The organism is Lacinutrix algicola (genome assembly GCF_001418085.1).
Classification (GTDB): Bacteria; Bacteroidota; Bacteroidia; order Flavobacteriales; family Flavobacteriaceae; genus Lacinutrix; species Lacinutrix algicola.
Genome location: NZ_LIQH01000027.1, coordinates 88,870 through 109,377 on the forward strand (window position 1 = coordinate 88,870; position 20,508 = coordinate 109,377).

Annotated in this window: 18 protein-coding genes; 2 read left to right on the plus strand and 16 right to left on the minus strand. The window is 29.3% G+C overall.

The window, feature by feature from the left end; all coding sequences use genetic code 11:
• Positions 1–79 precede the first annotated feature (79 nt).
• From ASC41_RS04110 to ASC41_RS04125, 4 genes are read right to left on the minus strand one after another with little or no spacing between them, the layout of a single operon-like run.
• Positions 80–1,864: a hypothetical protein gene (locus ASC41_RS04110; RefSeq protein ID WP_152971411.1), complete on the minus strand. Its 1,785-nt coding sequence runs from the start codon at positions 1,862–1,864 to the stop codon at positions 80–82.
• A gap of 51 nt (positions 1,865–1,915) precedes the next feature.
• On the minus strand, positions 1,916–2,512 hold the full coding sequence (locus ASC41_RS04115) for an LURP-one-related family protein (protein WP_055435369.1): 597 nt from the start codon (positions 2,510–2,512) through the stop codon (positions 1,916–1,918).
• Positions 2,513–2,530: 18 nt separating this feature from the next.
• Positions 2,531–3,340 (minus strand): TerC family protein, encoded by an 810-nt coding sequence (locus tag ASC41_RS04120; protein WP_055435370.1) that lies wholly within the window; start codon positions 3,338–3,340, stop codon positions 2,531–2,533.
• Entirely contained in the window at positions 3,340–4,086 is a 747-nt protein-coding gene (locus ASC41_RS04125) for a CDP-alcohol phosphatidyltransferase family protein (protein ID WP_055435371.1), read from the minus strand. The genes ASC41_RS04120 and ASC41_RS04125 overlap by 1 nt, the downstream gene beginning before the upstream one ends.
• A 281-nt stretch (positions 4,087–4,367) precedes the next feature.
• On the opposite strand from ASC41_RS04125, the gene ASC41_RS04130 reads away from it, so the two are divergent.
• The gene (locus ASC41_RS04130; protein ID WP_055435372.1) at positions 4,368–5,432 is read left to right on the plus strand and encodes a putative type IX sorting system protein PorV2; all 1,065 of its coding nucleotides are present in this window, start codon (positions 4,368–4,370) and stop codon (positions 5,430–5,432) included.
• A 6-nt stretch (positions 5,433–5,438) separates the two neighbouring features.
• Positions 5,439–6,605, plus strand: coding sequence for a lipoprotein N-acyltransferase Lnb domain-containing protein (locus ASC41_RS04135; protein ID WP_055435373.1), 1,167 nt, complete (start codon positions 5,439–5,441; stop codon positions 6,603–6,605).
• Between the two features lie 156 nt (positions 6,606–6,761).
• Here the strand turns inward: ASC41_RS04135 and ASC41_RS04140 are convergent, their stop codons facing one another.
• The 12 genes from ASC41_RS04140 to ASC41_RS04195 all read right to left on the minus strand — a co-directional run bounded on the left by ASC41_RS04140 (position 6,762) and on the right by ASC41_RS04195 (position 20,506).
• Entirely contained in the window at positions 6,762–8,156 is a 1,395-nt protein-coding gene (locus tag ASC41_RS04140; protein ID WP_055435374.1) for a sugar transferase, read from the minus strand.
• A 56-nt stretch (positions 8,157–8,212) separates the two neighbouring features.
• Positions 8,213–9,223, minus strand: a complete 1,011-nt coding sequence (locus tag ASC41_RS04145) for a glycosyltransferase family 4 protein (RefSeq protein WP_055435375.1) — start codon at positions 9,221–9,223, stop codon at positions 8,213–8,215.
• Between the two features lie 64 nt (positions 9,224–9,287).
• Positions 9,288–10,226: a glycosyltransferase family 2 protein gene (locus ASC41_RS04150; RefSeq protein WP_055435376.1), complete on the minus strand. Its 939-nt coding sequence runs from the start codon at positions 10,224–10,226 to the stop codon at positions 9,288–9,290.
• Positions 10,227–10,404: 178 nt separating this feature from the next.
• On the minus strand, positions 10,405–11,778 hold the full coding sequence (locus ASC41_RS04155; RefSeq protein WP_055435377.1) for an O-antigen ligase family protein: 1,374 nt from the start codon (positions 11,776–11,778) through the stop codon (positions 10,405–10,407).
• Positions 11,775–12,857, minus strand: coding sequence for a glycosyltransferase family 4 protein (locus ASC41_RS04160; protein ID WP_055435378.1), 1,083 nt, complete (start codon positions 12,855–12,857; stop codon positions 11,775–11,777). The genes ASC41_RS04155 and ASC41_RS04160 overlap by 4 nt, the downstream gene beginning before the upstream one ends.
• On the minus strand, positions 12,858–13,970 hold the full coding sequence (locus ASC41_RS04165; protein WP_055435379.1) for a glycosyltransferase family 4 protein: 1,113 nt from the start codon (positions 13,968–13,970) through the stop codon (positions 12,858–12,860).
• On the minus strand, positions 13,970–14,518 hold the full coding sequence (locus ASC41_RS04170) for a DapH/DapD/GlmU-related protein (RefSeq protein WP_055435380.1): 549 nt from the start codon (positions 14,516–14,518) through the stop codon (positions 13,970–13,972). The genes ASC41_RS04165 and ASC41_RS04170 overlap by 1 nt, the downstream gene beginning before the upstream one ends.
• Positions 14,519–14,523: 5 nt before the next feature.
• Positions 14,524–15,516 carry a glycosyltransferase family 2 protein gene (locus ASC41_RS04175; protein WP_055435381.1) on the minus strand — a complete coding sequence of 331 codons (993 nt, stop codon included), beginning with the start codon at positions 15,514–15,516 and terminating at the stop codon, positions 14,524–14,526.
• A gap of 1 nt (position 15,517) precedes the next feature.
• A complete protein-coding gene (locus tag ASC41_RS04180) occupies positions 15,518–17,050 on the minus strand; it encodes a glycosyltransferase family 2 protein (protein WP_055435382.1) in 1,533 nt (510 codons plus the stop codon).
• A complete protein-coding gene (locus ASC41_RS04185) occupies positions 17,031–18,185 on the minus strand; it encodes a glycosyltransferase family 4 protein (protein ID WP_055435383.1) in 1,155 nt (384 codons plus the stop codon). The genes ASC41_RS04180 and ASC41_RS04185 overlap by 20 nt, the downstream gene beginning before the upstream one ends.
• Positions 18,182–19,072 (minus strand): hypothetical protein, encoded by an 891-nt coding sequence (locus ASC41_RS04190; protein ID WP_055435384.1) that lies wholly within the window; start codon positions 19,070–19,072, stop codon positions 18,182–18,184. The genes ASC41_RS04185 and ASC41_RS04190 overlap by 4 nt, the downstream gene beginning before the upstream one ends.
• Positions 19,073–20,506 (minus strand): MBOAT family O-acyltransferase, encoded by a 1,434-nt coding sequence (locus tag ASC41_RS04195; protein ID WP_055435385.1) that lies wholly within the window; start codon positions 20,504–20,506, stop codon positions 19,073–19,075.
• Positions 20,507–20,508 lie beyond the last annotated feature (2 nt).

Sequence of the window (20,508 nt, forward strand, 5' to 3'; positions counted from 1 at the left end):
AATAGCCTAAATCTACTTTCTATTAGTTGTCATTCCTGCAAAGGCAGGAATCCACCATCAATTAATGTAAACATTTCTATTAATTAACTTTCAACTTCTGAACGTGTTTCTGTTCTTTATCCATTTCAAGTCGAAAAGAAAGAACTTTAGACTTGTTTTCGGCTTGAGAAAAATATACGATTTTTATATAAATGTATTTTGAACCTTTCTTTTGATAAGTCGATGCGCCAGTTATTGTTATAGTATCTTCTTTGTTATTATGTATCTTTTCCTTGAGCGCTTTATAACTATCCTTTAATAATACATTTGTTTCACAAGTTAAATCATCTAGTAATAAGTCGTCCTTAGCTTCAAGATAACTTAATATTTTATTTGAAAGCGCTAGTGCTTTTGGTGGCACATCTTCTAAATTAAAATACCTGTTCTTACTAGAATAGGAAGCTTCATTTTTATCCCAAACATCATTTAATCTAGAGAGTTGTAAAATCTTATAATCTGGATCTATTGTTACTTTTTCTAAATTGTTTTTGCTAAAAGTATACTTATCATCAGTATAAGAAAAAGATAACCTGTGTGTTTCTTTTGTTCCGTCGGTTAGTTCTTTCTCTATATCTACTTTAGTGTCTCTAACTGTAAGTCCATTTATAATTAACTCTTTTTTAGTTTCAGTAACAAAGAAATCTGGTAGCACATTGTTATCTATTAAACTTAAATCTTTCAGCTTTAAAAACTCTTGAAATTCACTTAAAGAAACCATACGTCCGTTTACTATACTACTCCTATAAAACTGAGATAAGTCGTTATATAAATTAGGATTATTTTTCTCATTATAGACAAATAGAAGTGGTGAAAACTCATAATTAAATTTACTTCTATTCTTACTCATAATCCTTTTTGTTACTAGATTAGCATTTTCAACACCTTCAACTCTGTGTCGTTTTCTATTTAATAAACTTTTTAAAATACTATCTTCATTTTTAGATTCTAAGTACTTTATAGACATATATTCTGCCAATCCTTCTGTTAAAGTAGACTCTTTGAACCTAATACCAGAAACTCCCCAAAACAAATGAGCAACTTCGTGAGCCAACAAGCGTTTTCTTAATTTTGCTTTATCCTTAATCATTTTAGTGTTTAGAAGTATAACATTGTCTAATGTTCTACCTAAAAGTGTTTTACTAACAAAAGGAATAAATATTATTTTTGGTTTAGATTTTCGTTCAGGATAGCTCTTTAAATAGAAACTATAAGCATCATTTATTACATTAATTATATCTTCAATTTTATCTTTATTCTTTTTATACCTATTTAAATTGTATACTTCAAATCCTTTTATTTTACTATTATAAAAGTCTCCAGCAATTATTGGTGGTGAATATAAATGAGTGTTTTCTAAATCACTTTTATTAGGATAAACTAAAGTAAACTCTTTGGGAAGTTTGGTTTGAATACTAAACGTTTTTCTATTATTATAGTCTTCTTTTAATGTCGTTAAATAATTGATTGTTGTTAAGAAGAAATCTTTAGTCTTTAAATAGCTATCGTTTTTACCTTTGGGCAAATTTACTAGATAACTAAAACTGTTTTTTTTAGGTATGTATTGCGTATAATTAGGCTTACCTAATCTAACACTTCCTATTAAAGATGCTTGGTCTTTATGGATAAGTACTTGCCCACTAACTATTATGGTATCCTTTTTAATATCTAAATTTGGTAATTTAGTATTAACATACAAATTCCCATAGTTATCTACTTCTATACTTGCATTTACAATACGTTCTTGGCTATAAGAAAGCATTGAAACTATTAAGCAAAATATAAAGCAAATTTTTCTTAGTAATACATTAGCAAGAGATACTTTCATACTAATAATAAATGGTTTTAAAGTTTTAATTTCTACTGTAAACTACAATTTCTAACCTCTACGTCTCTCTAATAAAACCAACATCATTAAACTTAACATAATACGATCGTCGTCGTCGTTATCTATTGGCTTAACAAGTTCAACTTTAAACTCTTTTCCGAAAAAAGAAGGCTCTTTTTTCAACTTAACAATAATTTCACCTCTTAAATTAGTAACGTTATAAGTAGGATTAAATAAGTAACCTGTAAAGAATCCTAAAACAGGTATTTCTCCCAATATAGAGTCCAAAACCTTTACCCAAGCATTGTTTTCTTTTATGTGGTATTGTATTTTGTCGTGCTGGTCTATAATTTCATAATTAGCTTTCCATATCGAAGCCCAACCTTTTCTAGCAATTTTACCAATTATAGAGCCATCTGCATCTTTTAAAGCATAAGCTGCTGAAAAATCTAACCATTGGTTTGCTGCAATAGTATAAGCAACGTTTGTTTTATTCGAATCTGAATATATAGTAATCGCTTCTTTAAGCTTAAACATTTTTTGCTTTACAAAAGCTACTGTCTTGCCATTAGCATCTTTTGCTGTAAAATCGTTTGCTAGCGTACCAATGTGAAAACTAAACTGTAAAGGGAATTTTAAATCTTTCATATTAAAAGTATTAATAGCTTAAGCTTTTTTTGAATTATTATTCTCCTTTAACAGCTTCTTTTGGTAACGACCTTGCACAACATCTACAATAACAAGTATGGCGATTACAAAATAGAAGGTTGTTTTACTCATTGGTACAATTTCATTTCCAAAGAAATATAAGTGAGCCAAGTGGCCACCTTCTGTAATTAACATAATTCCAACTATAAAAAGAATAAATAAACCTAAGACTTCGTACATTCTGTTTTTAGATAAAAAACTAGAAATCTTATCGGCCATAAATAACATTAATAATCCACTAACAACAATGGCAATAGCCATAACAATAAAAGCAACTGTAGAATCTTCAATTTCTCTGGTTAAACCAATGGCTGCTAAAATAGAATCGAAAGAAAAAACCAAATTCATAATTACAATACTTGTAATGGCAGCATTTGCCGTTTTTGTACCACGCTCTACATCGTCTACTTTATGACTATTTTCCTGAAGTGAAATCATGTGCCAGATTTCTTTTATTGCAGTATAAACAATAAAAGCTCCACCAACAAGTACAATAATACTGTGCCCATTAAACGAAAACTTTACAATATCTTCTATTTCTCCTGTTAGCCAAGAAAAAGGCTCTTGAAAAAACACGATGACTTTTACTAACACAAATAATAATATTATCCTTAAAAAAATAGCTATTAATATTCCTTTTTTACGAACACTTTTTTGTTCGGATAGTGGTGCTTTTTTAGATTCTAAAGATATATATAGTAAGTTATCGAAACCTAAAACAGCTTGTAAAGCCACTAACATAATTAGTGTAAAAATAATTTGACCCATTAGTTTTTGTTATTTTGAATTAAAGAAAGAAGAATATATAATAATATGATTACTGGTATTGCGGCAAAATGCAGTACTATTAATAAGACTAAACTTAGAATAATAAAAACATAGCGCATTGCATTATTTTTAAAACTATAGTCTTTAAATTTTAATGCGAATAGCTTAATACCCGAATTAAGCAAGTAGCAACTTAAAAGAGCAAGCCCAATTAAAAACCATTTATTTAATATAATGGCATTGATAATATCGTTATGTTGAAACTCCATAATTAATGGTAACGACATAATAAGTAATGTATTTGCCGGTGTTGGCAAGCCTTTAAAATAGGTCTGTTGGTCTTCGTCTAGATTAAATGTTGCTAACCTGTAAGCCGAAGCTAAAGTTACAAACAAACCAATAATTGGCACAAAAGACATTGAAAACCCAGACCAATGTAAAGACCATTCGTTAGAAGCTGCCATTGGTGGCGCATCTACAGCTATTGCTATTAATTTATAAAGAATAATTCCTGGTACTAGACCACTAGTAACCATATCGGCCAGAGAGTCTAATTGTAAACCTAGTTCACTTTGCACATTAAGTTTACGAGCTAAAAGACCATCGAAAAAATCGAAAAATATACCTAAAAAAACAAATAATGCAGAAGTAACAAAAAGATTGTTAACTGCGAATAATACTGCAATGCTGCCACATAACAGATTAAGAAGTGTTATAAAATTTGGAATAAATTTTTTAATTTGCATTGGTTAGTTTTTTTGTAAAAATAGTAAAGTATTTTAATTTATAGTAACACTATACAATATAGTATTTAATTTGAAGTTTAATAGATACTCAAAACTAATAGATTACAGGTTTCTATAGACGTTTCTTTTTTCCTTATTTTATTAAAATTTAAAACTATAGCTAAGGCTACGCTCTAAAATTTTATATCAATAAAGAAAAACATTATGAGCTCTAAATTCCCTAAAACCTATTTGTTTTGAGTAAATAGAAAATTTATACCATCTTTGTAAAAAAATTGATATTGAAACTACAACTAACTCTTGCGCTAACCTTAGTGTCTATTACACTTTTTGGTCAAACCAAATATTCTAATGAATTCATGAATATTGGTGTTGATGCTGCTGCTCTTGGCATGAGCAATGCTGTAGCTGCTACCACTAACGATGTTAATGCTGGATATTGGAATCCTGCAGGTTTAGTTAATGTAGAAGATAACCAATTAGCATTAATGCACTCTAGTTATTTTGCGAATATTGCTAATTACGATTATGCTGCTTTCGCAATGCCTTTAGACGATAAAAGTACTATTGGTTTCTCTTTAATACGTTTTGCCGTTGATGATATTTTAGACACAACACAATTAATTGACGATCAAGGTAATGTTAACTACGATCGTATTAGTTTATTCTCGACAGCAGATTATGGTTTTACATTTTCTTACGCTAGAAAATTACCTATCCAAGGTTTAAACTATGGTATTAATGCCAAAGTAATACGCCGTATTATTGGTGATTTTGCTAATTCTTGGGGATTTGGATTTGATGCCGGTATTCAATTTGAAAATGATAACAATTGGAAATTTGGCTTAATGGCTAGAGATATTACAACAACTTTTAATTCTTGGAGCTACGATGAAGAAGCCTTTGCAAGAGTACAAGGTGCTGTAGAAGGTCAAAATCAAGAATTACCAGAATCTTCAGAGATTACAATTCCTAAGTTACAAATAGGGATTTCTAAAAGCTATCTTTTTCATTACGATTATAGCTTAAAAGCAGCATTAGATTTAAATGTACGTTTCGAACAAAACAACGATATCTTCTCAACATCTTTTGCAAGTGTAAATCCTGCTTTAGGGTTTGAATTTGGCTATATAGATATGATATACCTTAGAACTGGTGTTGGTAATTTTCAAAATGAATTACAAATTGATAATTCTGAAAGCTTAAGTTTTCAACCAAGTTTTGGTCTGGGCTTTAAATACAAAGGTATTTATATAGATTATGCTTTTACAGATATTGGCGATCAAAGTGCCGCATTATATTCTAACGTATTCTCGGTAAAATTAGACTTTAGCGCTTTTAGATAAAAAAATATGAAGAAACTTTTACTTACTTCACTCCTACTTTCTTTCTTTTTTTCATTTTCTCAAGTACCACAACTTACAAATAATACCGAAATAAGTATTATTACTATTGGACCTGGAAACTTATTAAACGATAGTTTTGGACACAATGGGTTTAGAGTGAAAAATGAATATTTAGATGTTGTTTACGACTACGGAAGATATAATTTTGAAGATCCTAATTTCTACACCAATTTTGCGAAAGGAAAATTAAAATACTTAATGGGAGCAGCTAATACTCGAGATATTATCGCGTATTATAAAAGTCAGAATAGAACCATAAAAGAACAAGTTCTTAATTTAAACAAAGATCAAAAAGAAACACTTTTAAATTACTTGGGCAATAACTACAAGCCTGAAAACAGACCATACCTTTACGACTTTTTCTACGATAATTGTGCTACCAAAATGCGTGATGTCGCTGAAACGGTTTTAAATGGAAACATAAAATATAATACGCCTAAGGTTTATAAAAACGAAACCTTTAGAGATTTAATACAAAATAATTTATATTGGAATTCTTGGGGAAGTTTTGGTATTGACATTGCTTTAGGTTCTGTTATAGACAAGACAGCAAGCCCTAGAGAATATATGTTTTTACCAGAAAACATTTTTCAGTTTTTTGAAGAAGCTTCTTTTAAAAACACCAATAAACCCATTGTAAAAACATCTAAAATTCTCTATGCACAAGATGAACCTTTTGAAAAAGATAGCTTTATAACCAGCCCAATAGTTATTCTTTCGCTTTTAAGTTTTGGTATAGTATTTATCACTTTTAAGGATAATAAAAACGATAAACGCTCTAAGTGGTTAGATGTAATACTTTTTACAATAACAGGTATTATTGGTTTACTATTATTGCTTCTTTGGTTTGCAACAGACCATACTGCAACTGCATATAACTACAATCTATTATGGGCTTGCCCAATTAGCTTAATAGCTTTATTTCAAGTCTCTAAAAGTGCGCCTAAGCGTTGGTTTGTAAGCTATTTAAAGTTTCTTGTTATTATGCTTTGTTTAATGACTATGCATTGGTTTATTGGCGTTCAGGTTTATGCTTACGCGCTTATACCTTTACTAATTGCATTGGCTGTAAGGTATATTTATTTAATTCGTTTTTTAACACGTAAAGTTTAAAAGCAGTTATACTTTCTAACTCTTTTTTAAGTTTATCTGATTTTGAAAAATAAATGCTATTGTATTTATATTCTAGGTTACTTCCGAAGAAAAAATAAAGCTACTTACTAATTTAGTTTTTATGTTTATTCTAGGCTGCAAAGAAAGAAAACAAATTTACTGTCCTCTTAAAAAGATAACCGTACTTAAAGTCTTGACTATAATATTAAAATCTAATAAAAAGCCACGATGTTTAATATAGTATAAATCATATTCTAATTTCACCAAGCTATCATCAACACTAGAACCATAACGTGCTTTTACTTGAGCCCAACCGGTTAATCCTGGTTTTACAATATGCCTTGTATGATAAAACGGTATTACAGATGCTAATTCATTTACAAATATTGGACGTTCTGGTCTTGGCCCAATAATACTCATATCTCCTTTAATTATATTTATTAACTGAGGCAATTCATCTAAACGAGTACTTCTTAAAAAACGACCAAAAGCGGTTATTCGTGAGTCATTTTTTTGAGCCCAAACAGCGCCTCCAGGTTCGGCATCGGTAACCATACTTCTAAATTTATATATTTTAAACGGCTTACCATTTATACCTATACGTTCTTGAGAATACAGTAAAGGTCCGCGATTACCAATACTATTTCCTACTAAAATAAATGGTAATATTAAAATAGAACATAAAATACCGAAAACAGATAATATTAAATCAAAAGTACGTCTGTAAGCGAGATAGAGTTTATTTTTATTGTTGCGACTGAATGGAAAATACTTATAAAAATCTTTTCCAATAAACTGTACAGGTACTCTATAAGACATATCTTCGTATACCTGAGTATACTCTCTAATAGGATAACCACGTTCTAGAAACGTTATTAAATCTACATATAAAGAAGAAGAAATAGCTTCTGAATTTGAACTTGCAACAACAATCTCCGAGATGTTTTCTTCTGCAATAATTTCATGAATATCGTTGGCATTAAATTCTGTTATTCCGTTAAATTTAATTTGATCTTCTTTTTCTTCTTCACAATTAATAAATCCTATAATTTGATAATTGGGATCAGCTTGTTTTAAGGATAAAACTATAGCCTGAATACTAGAAATCTCACCAACCAACAATGCTCTTTTATAAAACCTTGGAGAAGCTACAAAAGTAATATAGGCCAATCTCCAGATTATTAACGGTAACAATATCGCTAAATAAAAATAAAGGATTTGAATACGATTTTCTGGCAATACCGGCGTGTAATACGGCGTTAAAAGGTAAACAAGAACGGTTACAGAAGTTGTAAGTAATATGGCACTTGTTATGCTTTCTATTTTACTCGATTTTTTTAAATCGTAAAGCTCGAAAACGGTTCCAAAACCCATAATATAAATAACTAAAACGAGTAGCCATCTCCAATGCGTTTCATCAATAGTGAAATAGTCGAATTCAGTAAAAGAACTAAATAGATATAAAGTAATACCTACAAATAAAACATCGAAAAGCCTTAATAAGACTTTCCGCTCTGATATTTCAAAATGAATACTAGACTGCTTAGTCATGGATTAGTTAGTGTGGTTTTGCGTAAAGATAATGAGTAATGTTAATATTACAAGATTTATTCTAAAATTGAATTCCATTTTTCTTTAACCACTTTCCAACTATACTGTTCTACTTTTACTCTTGCTTCCTTTGTTAAATGCATTTTAATCTCTTTATTATTTTTAAGTTTTAAAATAGCTACAACAAAAGCATCTGTGTTATTTGGTGCTACTAATAAGCCATCTACTTCATTGTGAATTAAAAAGGGTAAACCTCCAACGTTAGTAGAAACTACAGGCAGACCTAATGCCATAGCTTCAATAACACTTACTGGCATATTATCGAAATTAGTAGTATTTATAAAAACATTATAATCTTTAGACAATGTAATCCATTCATTTTTAGATAATTTACCAGTAAAACTAACGTCTACTTTTAAAAATTTAGCATAGGCTTTAGTATCCATTAAACTACCATCATTATCTGGACCAACCATTGTCAAACTTGCATTTATACCTGCGTCTTGAAGTGCTTTTAAAATAGAAACTGCCAATTTAGGGTTATACAAATTAGAGAATGAACGCACCCAAAGTAATCTAATATCTGCTATATCTCTTTCTATAAAGACATAATTTTCTATCTCTATAGCATTGGGAATAATTATAATATTATGATATCCTAAACTATTGAAATTAGATTTTATATACTCTGAAGGCGCAACGTTTATATGTGCATTATTAAAAATAGCTGAACATAATTTTGGGCTACTTTTAAGTCGGTTTGGTAAATTCCCACCATGTAAAATAGAAAGGTATTTTAAATTCAATAAACGACACAATTGACTACTTAAATAAGCAAAATAGAAGTTTTGAGTACTATAAGTATCTATTAAAACATAATTTGCCCAATTTTTATTTTTAATAATAGACAATAACATATTTAATAATCTCAAAAACTTATTCTTTTTATTAGATACTGATTTCACATTGAAACCTTCAATAGTTAAAGCACTACTAAGTGTATCTATAGTAGTCGCTGTTTTACCTTTGGAAGATAATTTGTTTCCTATGTAGAGGATGTTTTTCATTATAATACTTTGGTAAGATTTATTACTAAAAATAAATAAAACAGCTTTCTATTAAACGTTAACATTATTTTGCTTTTGGTGCTTTTGTAATATCGTAATGTACAGCTTGCAATAGTAATTGAAAACCAAGGATACTTGTTAAAGTCACCAACATAATAGTACCTGTAGGAGCAAATTCAGCTTGACTAGAATAAAACCACCATGTATAAATACCGTAAATAAAACCGAATAAAAATAATGGAGTACCAATTAATAAATAAACCGATGATATATTAAAATCGTAAACAAAGTAAGATTTAAAGAGTCGCTTTAAGAATGTTTTTATAAGTTTTGGGACAAACACAAAAGGCATTTGCCAAACGTTCATGTTAGACTTTTCTCCTTCATAAATCGCAGGCATTGCTACATCTTTAATCACTATATTTTGAAAATACAATTGAGAAATTAAAGAGGTTTCAAAATAATATCTATTCGCTACTTCGTCGAAATCGATGTCTTTTAATGTATCTGTTTTAATTGCAAAAAAACCATTAGTAGGGTCAAAATTATTCCAATAACCAGTTGCGGCTTTTGTAAGAAATGACAAACCTAAATTACCGACTTTTCTTGTAAAAGGCATTTTTTTAAGTGCTTTAAAATCTCTAAAACGATTACCCTTTGCATAACTTGCCTCTCCATTTACTAAGGGAGCAATAAGGTCTTTAATGTAAGTAGTATCCATTTGGTCGTCTGCATCCACTTTTACTACAAATTCCATTTTATCTTCAATAGCCTTAATGAAACCTATTTTTGTAGCACCGCCAACACCTAAATTTTTCTCGTTTTTAATGTACTCTAAATTTGAAAACGCAGACAAAGCAGCTTCAGGAAGTGCTTGCGGACTACAATCGTCTATAATGTAAACTTTTGTCACCATCTCTGGCAATTTCTCTAAAACACGAACTATTTGATTTGATGCATTGTAGTACGGTATTACAACTGCAATCTTATTTTGATTTTGCATTATTAAAATAATATCTTGAGACTATTAAGTAAAACAATAATAAGTATAAAATATCCTAAGATAATAAATACCGAACAGTAAAGGTACAAATGCGCTTTTAAATATAAAGCGTTATTAAAGTATCGTTTATTCAACCGCAATAGATTGTACTTTATAAATAATACTCTAATAATGAAATTTAACCTTCTAATCTTGATTTTAGCAGTTGTTCTCTTTTTTCTCTAATACTAGGTTCTTTATAATTTATTGACAGTAAACACAAACCATAAACAAATGCTGGTGCAGCAATTCGCATGGACGAGTGATTAATAGTTAAAAACCAAAACAGAAAAAAAGAATAGAAAAAAATATTAGATTTATCTCTTATTCTAAACAATAAGGGTGTAATAAATAGAATACCAAAAGCAAACAATCCAAATAATCCATGTTCTGATAAAATACGGCTCATTTCGTTGTGAGATGCCGCTTTAACACCTGTTTTTTCGAAACGCAATTCTTTAGACTTCCCTACGCCAATGCCTAAAAAAGGGTTTTCTAAAAACGCATTTAACTCGAAAGCCATTAAATCAGTTCGTCCTGTAGAAATATCTTTTTTTTCTCGACCTAAAGCATCTTCATTATTATATCTTTTATCTATAAAGCCTCCTGTTTCTATTGATGACAATGCCCAAATAGAAAGACCTAAAACAATAAACAAAGTGGTTAATAAACCAACTCGCTTTCTGTTTTTACCTGTAGATTTTTTATAATAAAATAGAATAAAAAAGGCCATCATTATAATAGCTACAAAAATACCTCCACGACTAAAGGTTACAATAGCACGAAACGAGATAACAACCAATAAAAAAACATTTATTATTTTAAATAATTTATAAGGTGCTTTAGAGAAAAAGCGAACACAAAATATAAACATACCAAGTCCTAAAACGGTTGCTACTTGGTTGGGTCCAAAACCTCCAGAAGTACTATAATTAGAACCTGTACTACTTATAACTTCACTAACGCTTGGGTTGTAAAGAAAAAGATAAGTAGTTGTAGAAATTAAAGGTAAACCAATGTAAAGTAATAGCTTTTGAAAACTGGAATACATAATCGCTTTTTGATAACAAAAAATAGCTACAAAACCCAAACATACTGGTCCGCTTAAATTAAAAGCTATGGCTTTTCTTATAATTGTTTCAGTAGTTTGATTAAATCCTGTGACAAAAATACCAGGAATTAGCAATAAAAGATAGAGTACATAAACAAAACTCTTTTGAGAAATTCTGGTGCTAATGATACCTACAATACTAAAAAAAATAACCATGTATTTTGAAGCTTCATATAAAAGGCTTCCACCTGTCATTCTTATAAAAACCTCAGCGCCTATAATATAACCACAAGCCAATAAAATTTCTAATGTTTTACCTTTAATTGGCGATTTTATTATTCTGAAGAAAAAGTAAACAAAGATACTTAACAAGTAAACATTAGAAAGCACCGGAATGATGTAAACCGCAATTGCAATTAGCACATGTAATCCTATTAATTTTATATCGTTTAAAAACTTCATTTAGCTTCTAAAATAATATTATAATTAGAAATCAAACTACCTATTACAGCTTTGGACGAATACATACTAAACACATGTGCTTTAAAAGCCACTGCTTTTTCTTTCGCTAATTCGGGATTTTTTATATAGTTTGTAATGGCTTTAGCTAGTAAAACGCTATCATTAGAAGAGATTAAAGCACCTAATTTACCACCTAAAATCACTTTACCACACTCTCCAACGTTGGTAACCACAACTGGTAAACAAGAAAAACCGTATTCTAATAAAGCAATAGGTAAACCTTCCGATTTTGATGACAACACAGCAATATTTGTTTGGCTTAATATATTAGATATATCAAATTTACTTCCATAAATAAAGACATTGTTTTCTAATTGTAACGCCTTTATTTCTTGACGAATTGAATGCGAGTATGCGTCTTTAAAATCTTTACCTACACAATGTAATGTCCAATCAGGAAATAGTTTTACAACTTCAGAAAATCCTCTAAGTAAGGTAAAATGATCTTTTTGATCACGTAAATTAGCTAGATGAATAATCCGTTTATTTTCTATGCCTTTTAGTTTTGTTTTACCTTCGACCTTATTTAGTACTGCAAAATTTGGTAAATAGGCAACTGTTTTACAACTCAATTTTAAACGTGCCCAATCCTCTAACTCTTTATTTACACTATAAATTATAGAAAAAGACCTCGAACATTTCTTTAACATTTTATAAGAACGCTTCCTTAGGAACTCACTATTTCCATAGTGATCATGCCATACAATTTTTACATTTTTATTCAATACCTTAATAATAGTCGCTAAAAAAAATGAGGTAGAATGCGCATGAATTATATCTATTTTTTGAAACTTTACAAAAGCACTAAATACTTTAATAGCTTTAACATCTATTGTTTTATTTTTATCTAAAAACAAATAATGAATTTGAGGATTTAAACTCTCTTTTAGTAAGCCTTCTTCTCTCGTTACACATAAATAAGACTTCTCAATACTGGAAGCTAAAGCATTAGCAATATTAACTGCTACACGCTCTGCTCCTCCAGGATGTAAAGAATCTATAAGTTGTAAAACTCTCATTTATGGTTTTAATAGTTTAATCAATTCACTTTCAAACAAATCTAAAGTATAGTGCTGAGACCATTGCAAAGCAGCATTAGATTTTATTGATAAATCTTCTTTGTTTTCTATCGCCTCAATTAAGGATTCCGTTGCGAGCTCTAATTCTGCCTCAATTAAAATACCACGCTTTCCATAATCTAACATAAAAGGTACACATGATATTTTGGTAACCACAGGAATACAGCCAAAAAACATAGCTTCTGCTATGGCTTTTGGCCAACCTTCTGATTGAGAAGGTAAAATTGAGAAATGTGCTGTCTTAAAAGCAGACTTTACAACGTCTTTTGTTTGATTACCTTGAATAGTAATAATGTCTTCAATTTTATGTTCCAAAACGTATTGAATTAATTCAGATTTTAAAATACCATCTCCGAATAAATATAAACAGACATTGTATCCTTTTTGTTTTAAATTTTCAATAATTTTTATTGCTAACAATGGTCGTTTACCAACAACTAAACTTCCCACAAATACAAACTTAAGCAATGTGTTATAATCTCGTCTTTCAACTTTTTCTATTTCTGTTTCTCTATAGGTTGCAGTAAAAAATGGTTTAATATTTTTAGATTGATTTTTCCAATCTCCATAAACCAAAACTTGCATATTTTTAGTTAAAAACGTATTACTCAATATCCATTTTTGAAACCGATAACTTAATGGTTGTTTTGCTTCTGGATCCCAATTCCCAGCATATTTTGCTGTTTTAATTGTCTTCGGAAAAAAAATCTGTACAATACAGCCTAATAAACCTATATTTCCAGGACAACGCAAATGAATGTGATCTGCCCAAAACATACCTTTAAATAGCTTAAAAATTACTATAGGTAACTTAACTAAACTAATTAATGCAGATTGTACACTAGAGAAGTTTAAACCACGAATAGAAACAACACTTGGTTGATTTTTAAAAGGAATAGTTAATAAAGGTTGATTGTATTTTGTTGGAGATATTATTTTAAAATAATCGACATGATTGCTCCATATATCCATTTCTCTAACATAAGGAGCATATGCTTTATAGCCGTTTTCATCTTTTAATGTTGGTGCATTTGTTATTACTAAAAACTTCATTATATGTAATCTTTAGAGCTATTGTAATTAACAATTTTACCTGGAACACCAACTACAACAGCATTACGCGCTATAGATTTAGTCACTAAAGAATTAGCTGCAATAACACAGTTATCACCTATAATTATTGGTCCAGCAATTACAGCATTTACTCCAATATATACATTGTTACCAATTGTTGGAACACCTCTTTTATCTCCTCTTCCACTTACACCAATAGTTACACCTTGAGAGATATTACAATCATCACCAATTTTTACATTAGAGTTAATAATAATATTTCCAAAATGTCCTATATAAAAACGCTTGCCAATACTTACAGAATAAGGAATACTAATACCTGTAATAATCTCAATCCACTTTTGATAAATAATTGCTAACCCTAACAAAACTAATTTAATAGGTTTTAGTAGTGAACTTTTAAAAATTTTATTAGATATTCTATAAACTGTTAAAGCCCAAAGACCTTGTTGAGTTAACAACAAAACTAGAGTAGATTTATTCCCACTATACTTTTTATATTTTATAAAATCTGACTTTAAACTCAAAATAATTAACGCGCTTTAGGTTTGTTAAAGATAAGGGAAAACCAACCAATAGTGCGTCCAATTGACTCTGTTAATGCTTCCTTTCTACTTTTGGTTGTTATTACATTTGCAAATCGAATACTTGTTAATAAAAAGGCAGTCGAATGCCATTTAAAACGTGCTTTAAAACTAGGATTAGGGTACTTTACTCTCCAAACATACCATCCATTTCTTAGTACCATTTTACCATAATTATACTGGTTTGGTCTACCAGAGCCATCATGATAATGACATAATTGTGCATTAGTGTTAATATAAAGCTTACCTATTTTTGCTAAACGTATTGAAAAGTCGGCATCTTCATACAAACCATAACCTTCAAAATAGGTTGAAAATTTAAAGGTTTTAAATACTGAGGATTTATAAGAAGAAACGCCACCCATGAGTTGTTCTACTTCGTAAACTTTACCAGAAGGTGGTAAAAAGCCTATGGAACGACCATGAGAAAAATTAGGTAAAAAGCCTGGTTCTGTATCTGGTTGTAATCCAAAAGTTTTACGTAATCTAAAACGTGAAGATTCTTCACGTTGCCAACCATCATAATAAAAAAAGTGCTCATCGTTTTCTGTAGATTGTTTTTGCCATTGCGCTTCGTTTGTAATATAACCTCCAACAGCTAATGCTTTTGGATAAAGCGCATAAGTTGCTATTAAAGTTTCAAAATATTTTGAATCTAAAACAGTATCATCATCTAGAAAACAAGTGATTTCTGAAAATTCATCAACTTTACTTATTCCAAAATTACGTTGTTTTGTAAGTCCTCGATTTTCTTTATCTACTTTAAAATACTGTAAGTTTTTAAAGCTGTTTTCATTTAAAATAGTTTCCGTTTTATTATCTGTAGAACCATCAATAATTAAAATAGCATTAGGATATAACGTTTGCTCTTTAACCGACTGCAACAACTTTAAAAGTGGTTGTGGTCTCATGTATGTACAGATGATTAGAGAAAAATTCATTTTAAAAATTTACTTTATTTAACTTGTTTGCCCATGTTTTACTAATATTCCAACGCTTTTTAAATGTACTATAATATTTAAATGGATTCTTAATTGATTGCCTTTTATAAAATTTAAAAAACAACGTTAATTTGTAACCTCTTAACTGTTCCTCTGTTTTATATTTTAAATTATAAAGCATAACCGTTGGTGATGGTTTAGGTGTTAAACATTCTTTTTCCCAATCATGTATATGCTTTTTTCTAAAACCTCCTACTGGTGCTTTTAAGTGTTTTAATTGCACAACAGGAAAATAGATAATATCCACTCCATTATTTCTAAGTTGCATTCCAAAATCTGAATCTTCACCAAACCCATGTTCAAAAGCCATATCGAAATTCACCTTTTTAATAGCGTTCATTTTTACAATACTACATCCAGACCCAAAAGAAGGCCATTGTATAGGTGTAACACATTTTTCTATCTCATTTTCTCTTAAACAACTTAATGTAATAGCATCATGAGAGTTTATTTGCATAAAACTTAACGCATTATCTAACATATTTTTATTAAATCTTATATCATCGTCTGCAAGAAATACATAATCTGATGAGATAAGCTTTAAACCCATATTTCTGGCATTACATGCTCCTGTTCGAGATATTAGTTTATGAATTATTTTAAATGGCCAATTTTTAGTTTTTAAATAATCTAGTTCTGTTTTTGCAATCTCGCTATCGTCTTGCTCTATTATTATTACTTCTTCTGGTATTAGTGTTTGGTAGGTTAAATCTTTTAACACATCATACAGGTATTTAGCTCTTCCTAATGTTGGTATTAATACAGAAACAGAAGCATTCTCTTTTAATTTAGTAGCATCTGCTTTAGAAGTTATTACATTATTAAATGTCTTCTTTTTAAAAAATAAACTTTTCATTAAAGGAAAGAATAAAACCTTCTTTTCGAAAATTAATATATTTAAAAATAATAAGAAAGTCCAACGTGTTCTATAGTGCTCTTTTACAAACTGAAACAATTCCGAAGCACTCGCTTGTTCATCGAGGTGTTCTTCATCATTTTTTTTAATAATTTCTGGAGAAAAATAACAAAACAAACCATTAGTCATTCCTAATTTCGCAATACTATTCAAATTATAATTAAAGCTGTACTTGTAGTTTATATGTTTTTTAAATAGCAATAAACTTTCTCCATAAATAGCACCACAATTATTATGCATTAGCCAAGTAGGAAATTTTATTCTTCTATTAACGTTAATAAAAAGTGAATCTTCAACATAGCCAATACTATTTCCTAAATAAGATGAATTACCATTAGAAACCATAACATTTGTTGAAGTAAAACAAGACTTTACAGCCTCTACATTCATGTTATTTTTATTTAAAATATCACACCAAGCGATAATACGAGTGCTATACTTTGACGCAAGGAAAAACAAGGCCTTCATAGGCTCTTTCTCTTCAAGCGCTATAACCTTTTGCGTTGTATTGTCGATAATCTCAACAACACTATTATTTTTATGAAAAAGAATGAGCATCTACTATTTTTTTGTAAAAGTCTACAGACTGTTTTGCTACAATTTCTGAACTAAATTTTGATATTATCTTCTCTCTTGCTGCTATTGAAAACTCCTCCTTTAAAGTTTCATTCTCTAAAAGTTCTGAAATTTTATTAGCATAATCCTTATGTGCTTTAGGATGTACTAAAAAACCATCTTCTCCATCATCAACTATTTCTTTTGCCCAACCAATATTTGAAGCTACAATAGGCTTTTTTAATGCCATAGCTTCTAACCAAGACACAGGTAATGCTTCTGCGAAAGTAGGAAAAACACAAAGTGTTGCTTTCTCAATATGTGCTCTCATTTTAGAATAAGGTACTACTCCAACATATTCAACTTTTGCCAATGCATCTTTAGTAAATAAAGTTTGCATTAGTTGCCAAGTCGATTTGCTTTGAGTTTTAATATCTGGACTGTCTTTACCAACCAATATTAGTTTTGCTTCTGGATGATTTTCATTAACTTTATTAAAAATATAAGGCAATTCTAAAAGTCCTTTTTTTCTTATTAATGTTCCAAAATATAAGATTATACTTTCTTTATTTGCAATAGCTTCTGGACTAAACATTTCTAGATTAATGCCATTATGAATTACTGTAAACTCACGTTTTAACCCAAACAATTTATTGGTTAACTCTCCTGTGTATGCACTTACCGAAATAATACCACTAACATCTTTTAAAGCTTTTCGCTCATGATATTTATTTACAGCTTTTACCTTTCTATTATCTAAATGACAGAAATAAGTATCTGAACCATGTAACCTAATAACTATTGGACAGGAAGGTTTTACAAATGAAGCAATACCTGTCCAGTCTGGTGCTTCAATAATATCAATTTTTTGTTCTCTATGTAACTTAATTGCTAGTTTTTCTATTTTTTTCTTGGTTAAATACCAAGATAAGCCTTTAAATTTTGGATTCTTTATTTTGTATATATCTATGCCATTTTCACTAAAAAAACCATCTTCTTTTTGCCCATATACTAAAATAGAGACCTTATGATTTTGCTTCAATAATGCAACAGCCAAGTGTTTTATACTTGTACCAATACCTCCAGAATGCCCTAATTTGGCATGAGGAAACTCAGGTGTTAAGAATGCTATTTTCATAAATCTAATGCTTTAATAAAATGCTTGGTAAAAACTTTAGCTCCATCTTTATTTAAATGACCACAATTCTGAAATAAACTATCCTTATCTATTACTTGAGAAAAATCTTTAAAATTAGGTAATTTTGTTTCTAATTTAGAAAGGTAATTATTAGACACTAATCCTGAACAAAAAGGTGCACAATAATAACTAACCTTAATATTATTAGCAACACATAATGAATCTATTTCTAAAAGACTTTTATTCGTTTCAATAATTGTTTTTGGTAAATTCCCTACTTCCTTTTCTCCTCCAGTAATAGAACCTAAAAGAGGAACAAAACCATCATTAAAATCTATTTTTGATTTTTTGTCGATTGAGGATGTAAAAAACTCTCTAAACCCTAATCTATAATCATTACTTGCGTACCTGTAAAAAGGGATATAATAATTTTTAAAAAAGTTAGAGTCTACCCTTTTCATATAGTCTTTAATAATTTTATTACTTCTTATATAAGGCAATGCTTGAGAACGCACAATATCTGAACTAGTTTCGAAATTATAAATATAATCTACTTGTACAAAAAGTCTTTTGATCTTTACTTTTCTATCTATTAAAAGTCTTAAGAAAATATTCATATCATCAAGTTTAGCGCCTTGAGTACCCAAATTTATAGCTTCTTTTTCAGTTACATCTTCAATTAACGAAGGCATTATAAAATTCTCGACTCTTGAGCTTCCTAAAAACACATAATCTATTGTTTTTCCTTCTTTAAGACTTAAAATGTGTTGTGTTTTATTTCTTGGAAAAGCAGCTTTATACACTTTGGTGTACATAAAATCTAGCAGAAACAATACAGTAATTATTCCTAGAGTAATTAATAAACAATTTTTAATAAATCTATTCATCTAAAATTGAAAATATATAAAGTTTGAATGTTCCGAAAACACACCCAAAACAATAATTAAAAATATAATAAGCGATACAAACACCTTTTTATATCTACCTGTAAAAGGATGCTCATAATCTCTTGAAAACCATTCTACTAAAATAAAAAACAGTAACAATAATAGTGCTTCAAAGTTATAACGTTCTATTGCTAAATATTGAAATGAAAAATCTAGATTAACAACTAATCTTTTTAAATAACCAAAAGCGTCTGTTATTGTATTTGCCCTAAAAAATACCCAAGCTAATGTTACTAATAAAAATGTAGTCCCTATATTAAAAAAAGTTACAATGCCCTTTTTAGAAAAACCAACCTGAATAGTATCTAAATACTTTCTATTACTATTAAGCAATAATAAAGGTAAAAAATAGAATGCGTTTAATAATCCCCAAAAAACAAAAGTCCAATTTGCTCCATGCCAAAAGCCACTTACTAAGAAAATAACAAATACGTTTCTTATTTTAAGGACATTAGATCCTTTACTTCCTCCTAAAGGAATGTATAGATAATCTCTAAACCAAGTAGATAATGAAATGTGCCAACGTCTCCAAAACTCAGCAATATTTCTAGAAAAATAAGGCTTATTAAAGTTTTGTTTTAAATCGAAACCTAGTAGTCTTGATAAACCAATGGCAATATCTGAATACCCTGAAAAATCTCCATAAATTTGAAAAGCAAAATAAATAGCTCCTAATAACAGACTTAAAGCATTTAAGTTTTCATAATTATCGAATATTGTATTTACATAAGTCGCACATGTATCTGCAATTACTATTTTTTTAAATAATCCCCAAATAATTAGATATAAACCAGAGGTTGCAAACTTATAATCGAAGGTTCGTTTTTTACTAAACTGTGGTAACAAATGCGATGCTCTTTCAATTGGTCCAGCTACAAGCTGTGGAAAAAAAGAAACAAAAGCTGCAAACTTAAGTATTGAACTGGTAGGTTTTAGCTCCTTTCTATAGACATCGATTGTATAGCTCATAGTCTGAAACGTGTAGAACGAAATACCAACTGGTAAAATAATGTTTAGAGAAGTAACATTAGATTGTATACCTATACTTTGCCAAGCTGCTACCCAATTATCTATAAAAAAATTGGAATACTTAAAATAACATAGTAATCCTAGATTAAACAATACACTTATTGCTAAAAGCCATTTTCTTTTATTAGATTCTTTTTCAATGTTTAAACGTTGACCAACAAAATAATCGACTAAAGTACTTAGGATTATTAATATTAAAAATCGCCAATCCCACCATGCATAAAAAACATAACTAACAAGTAGTATAAAGATGTTTTGAATTTTAGTTTTATTCTTTAATGGAAACCAATAGATTAAAAAGACTATGATAAAGAAAACAAGAAATGTAAAGGAGTTAAACAGCATTG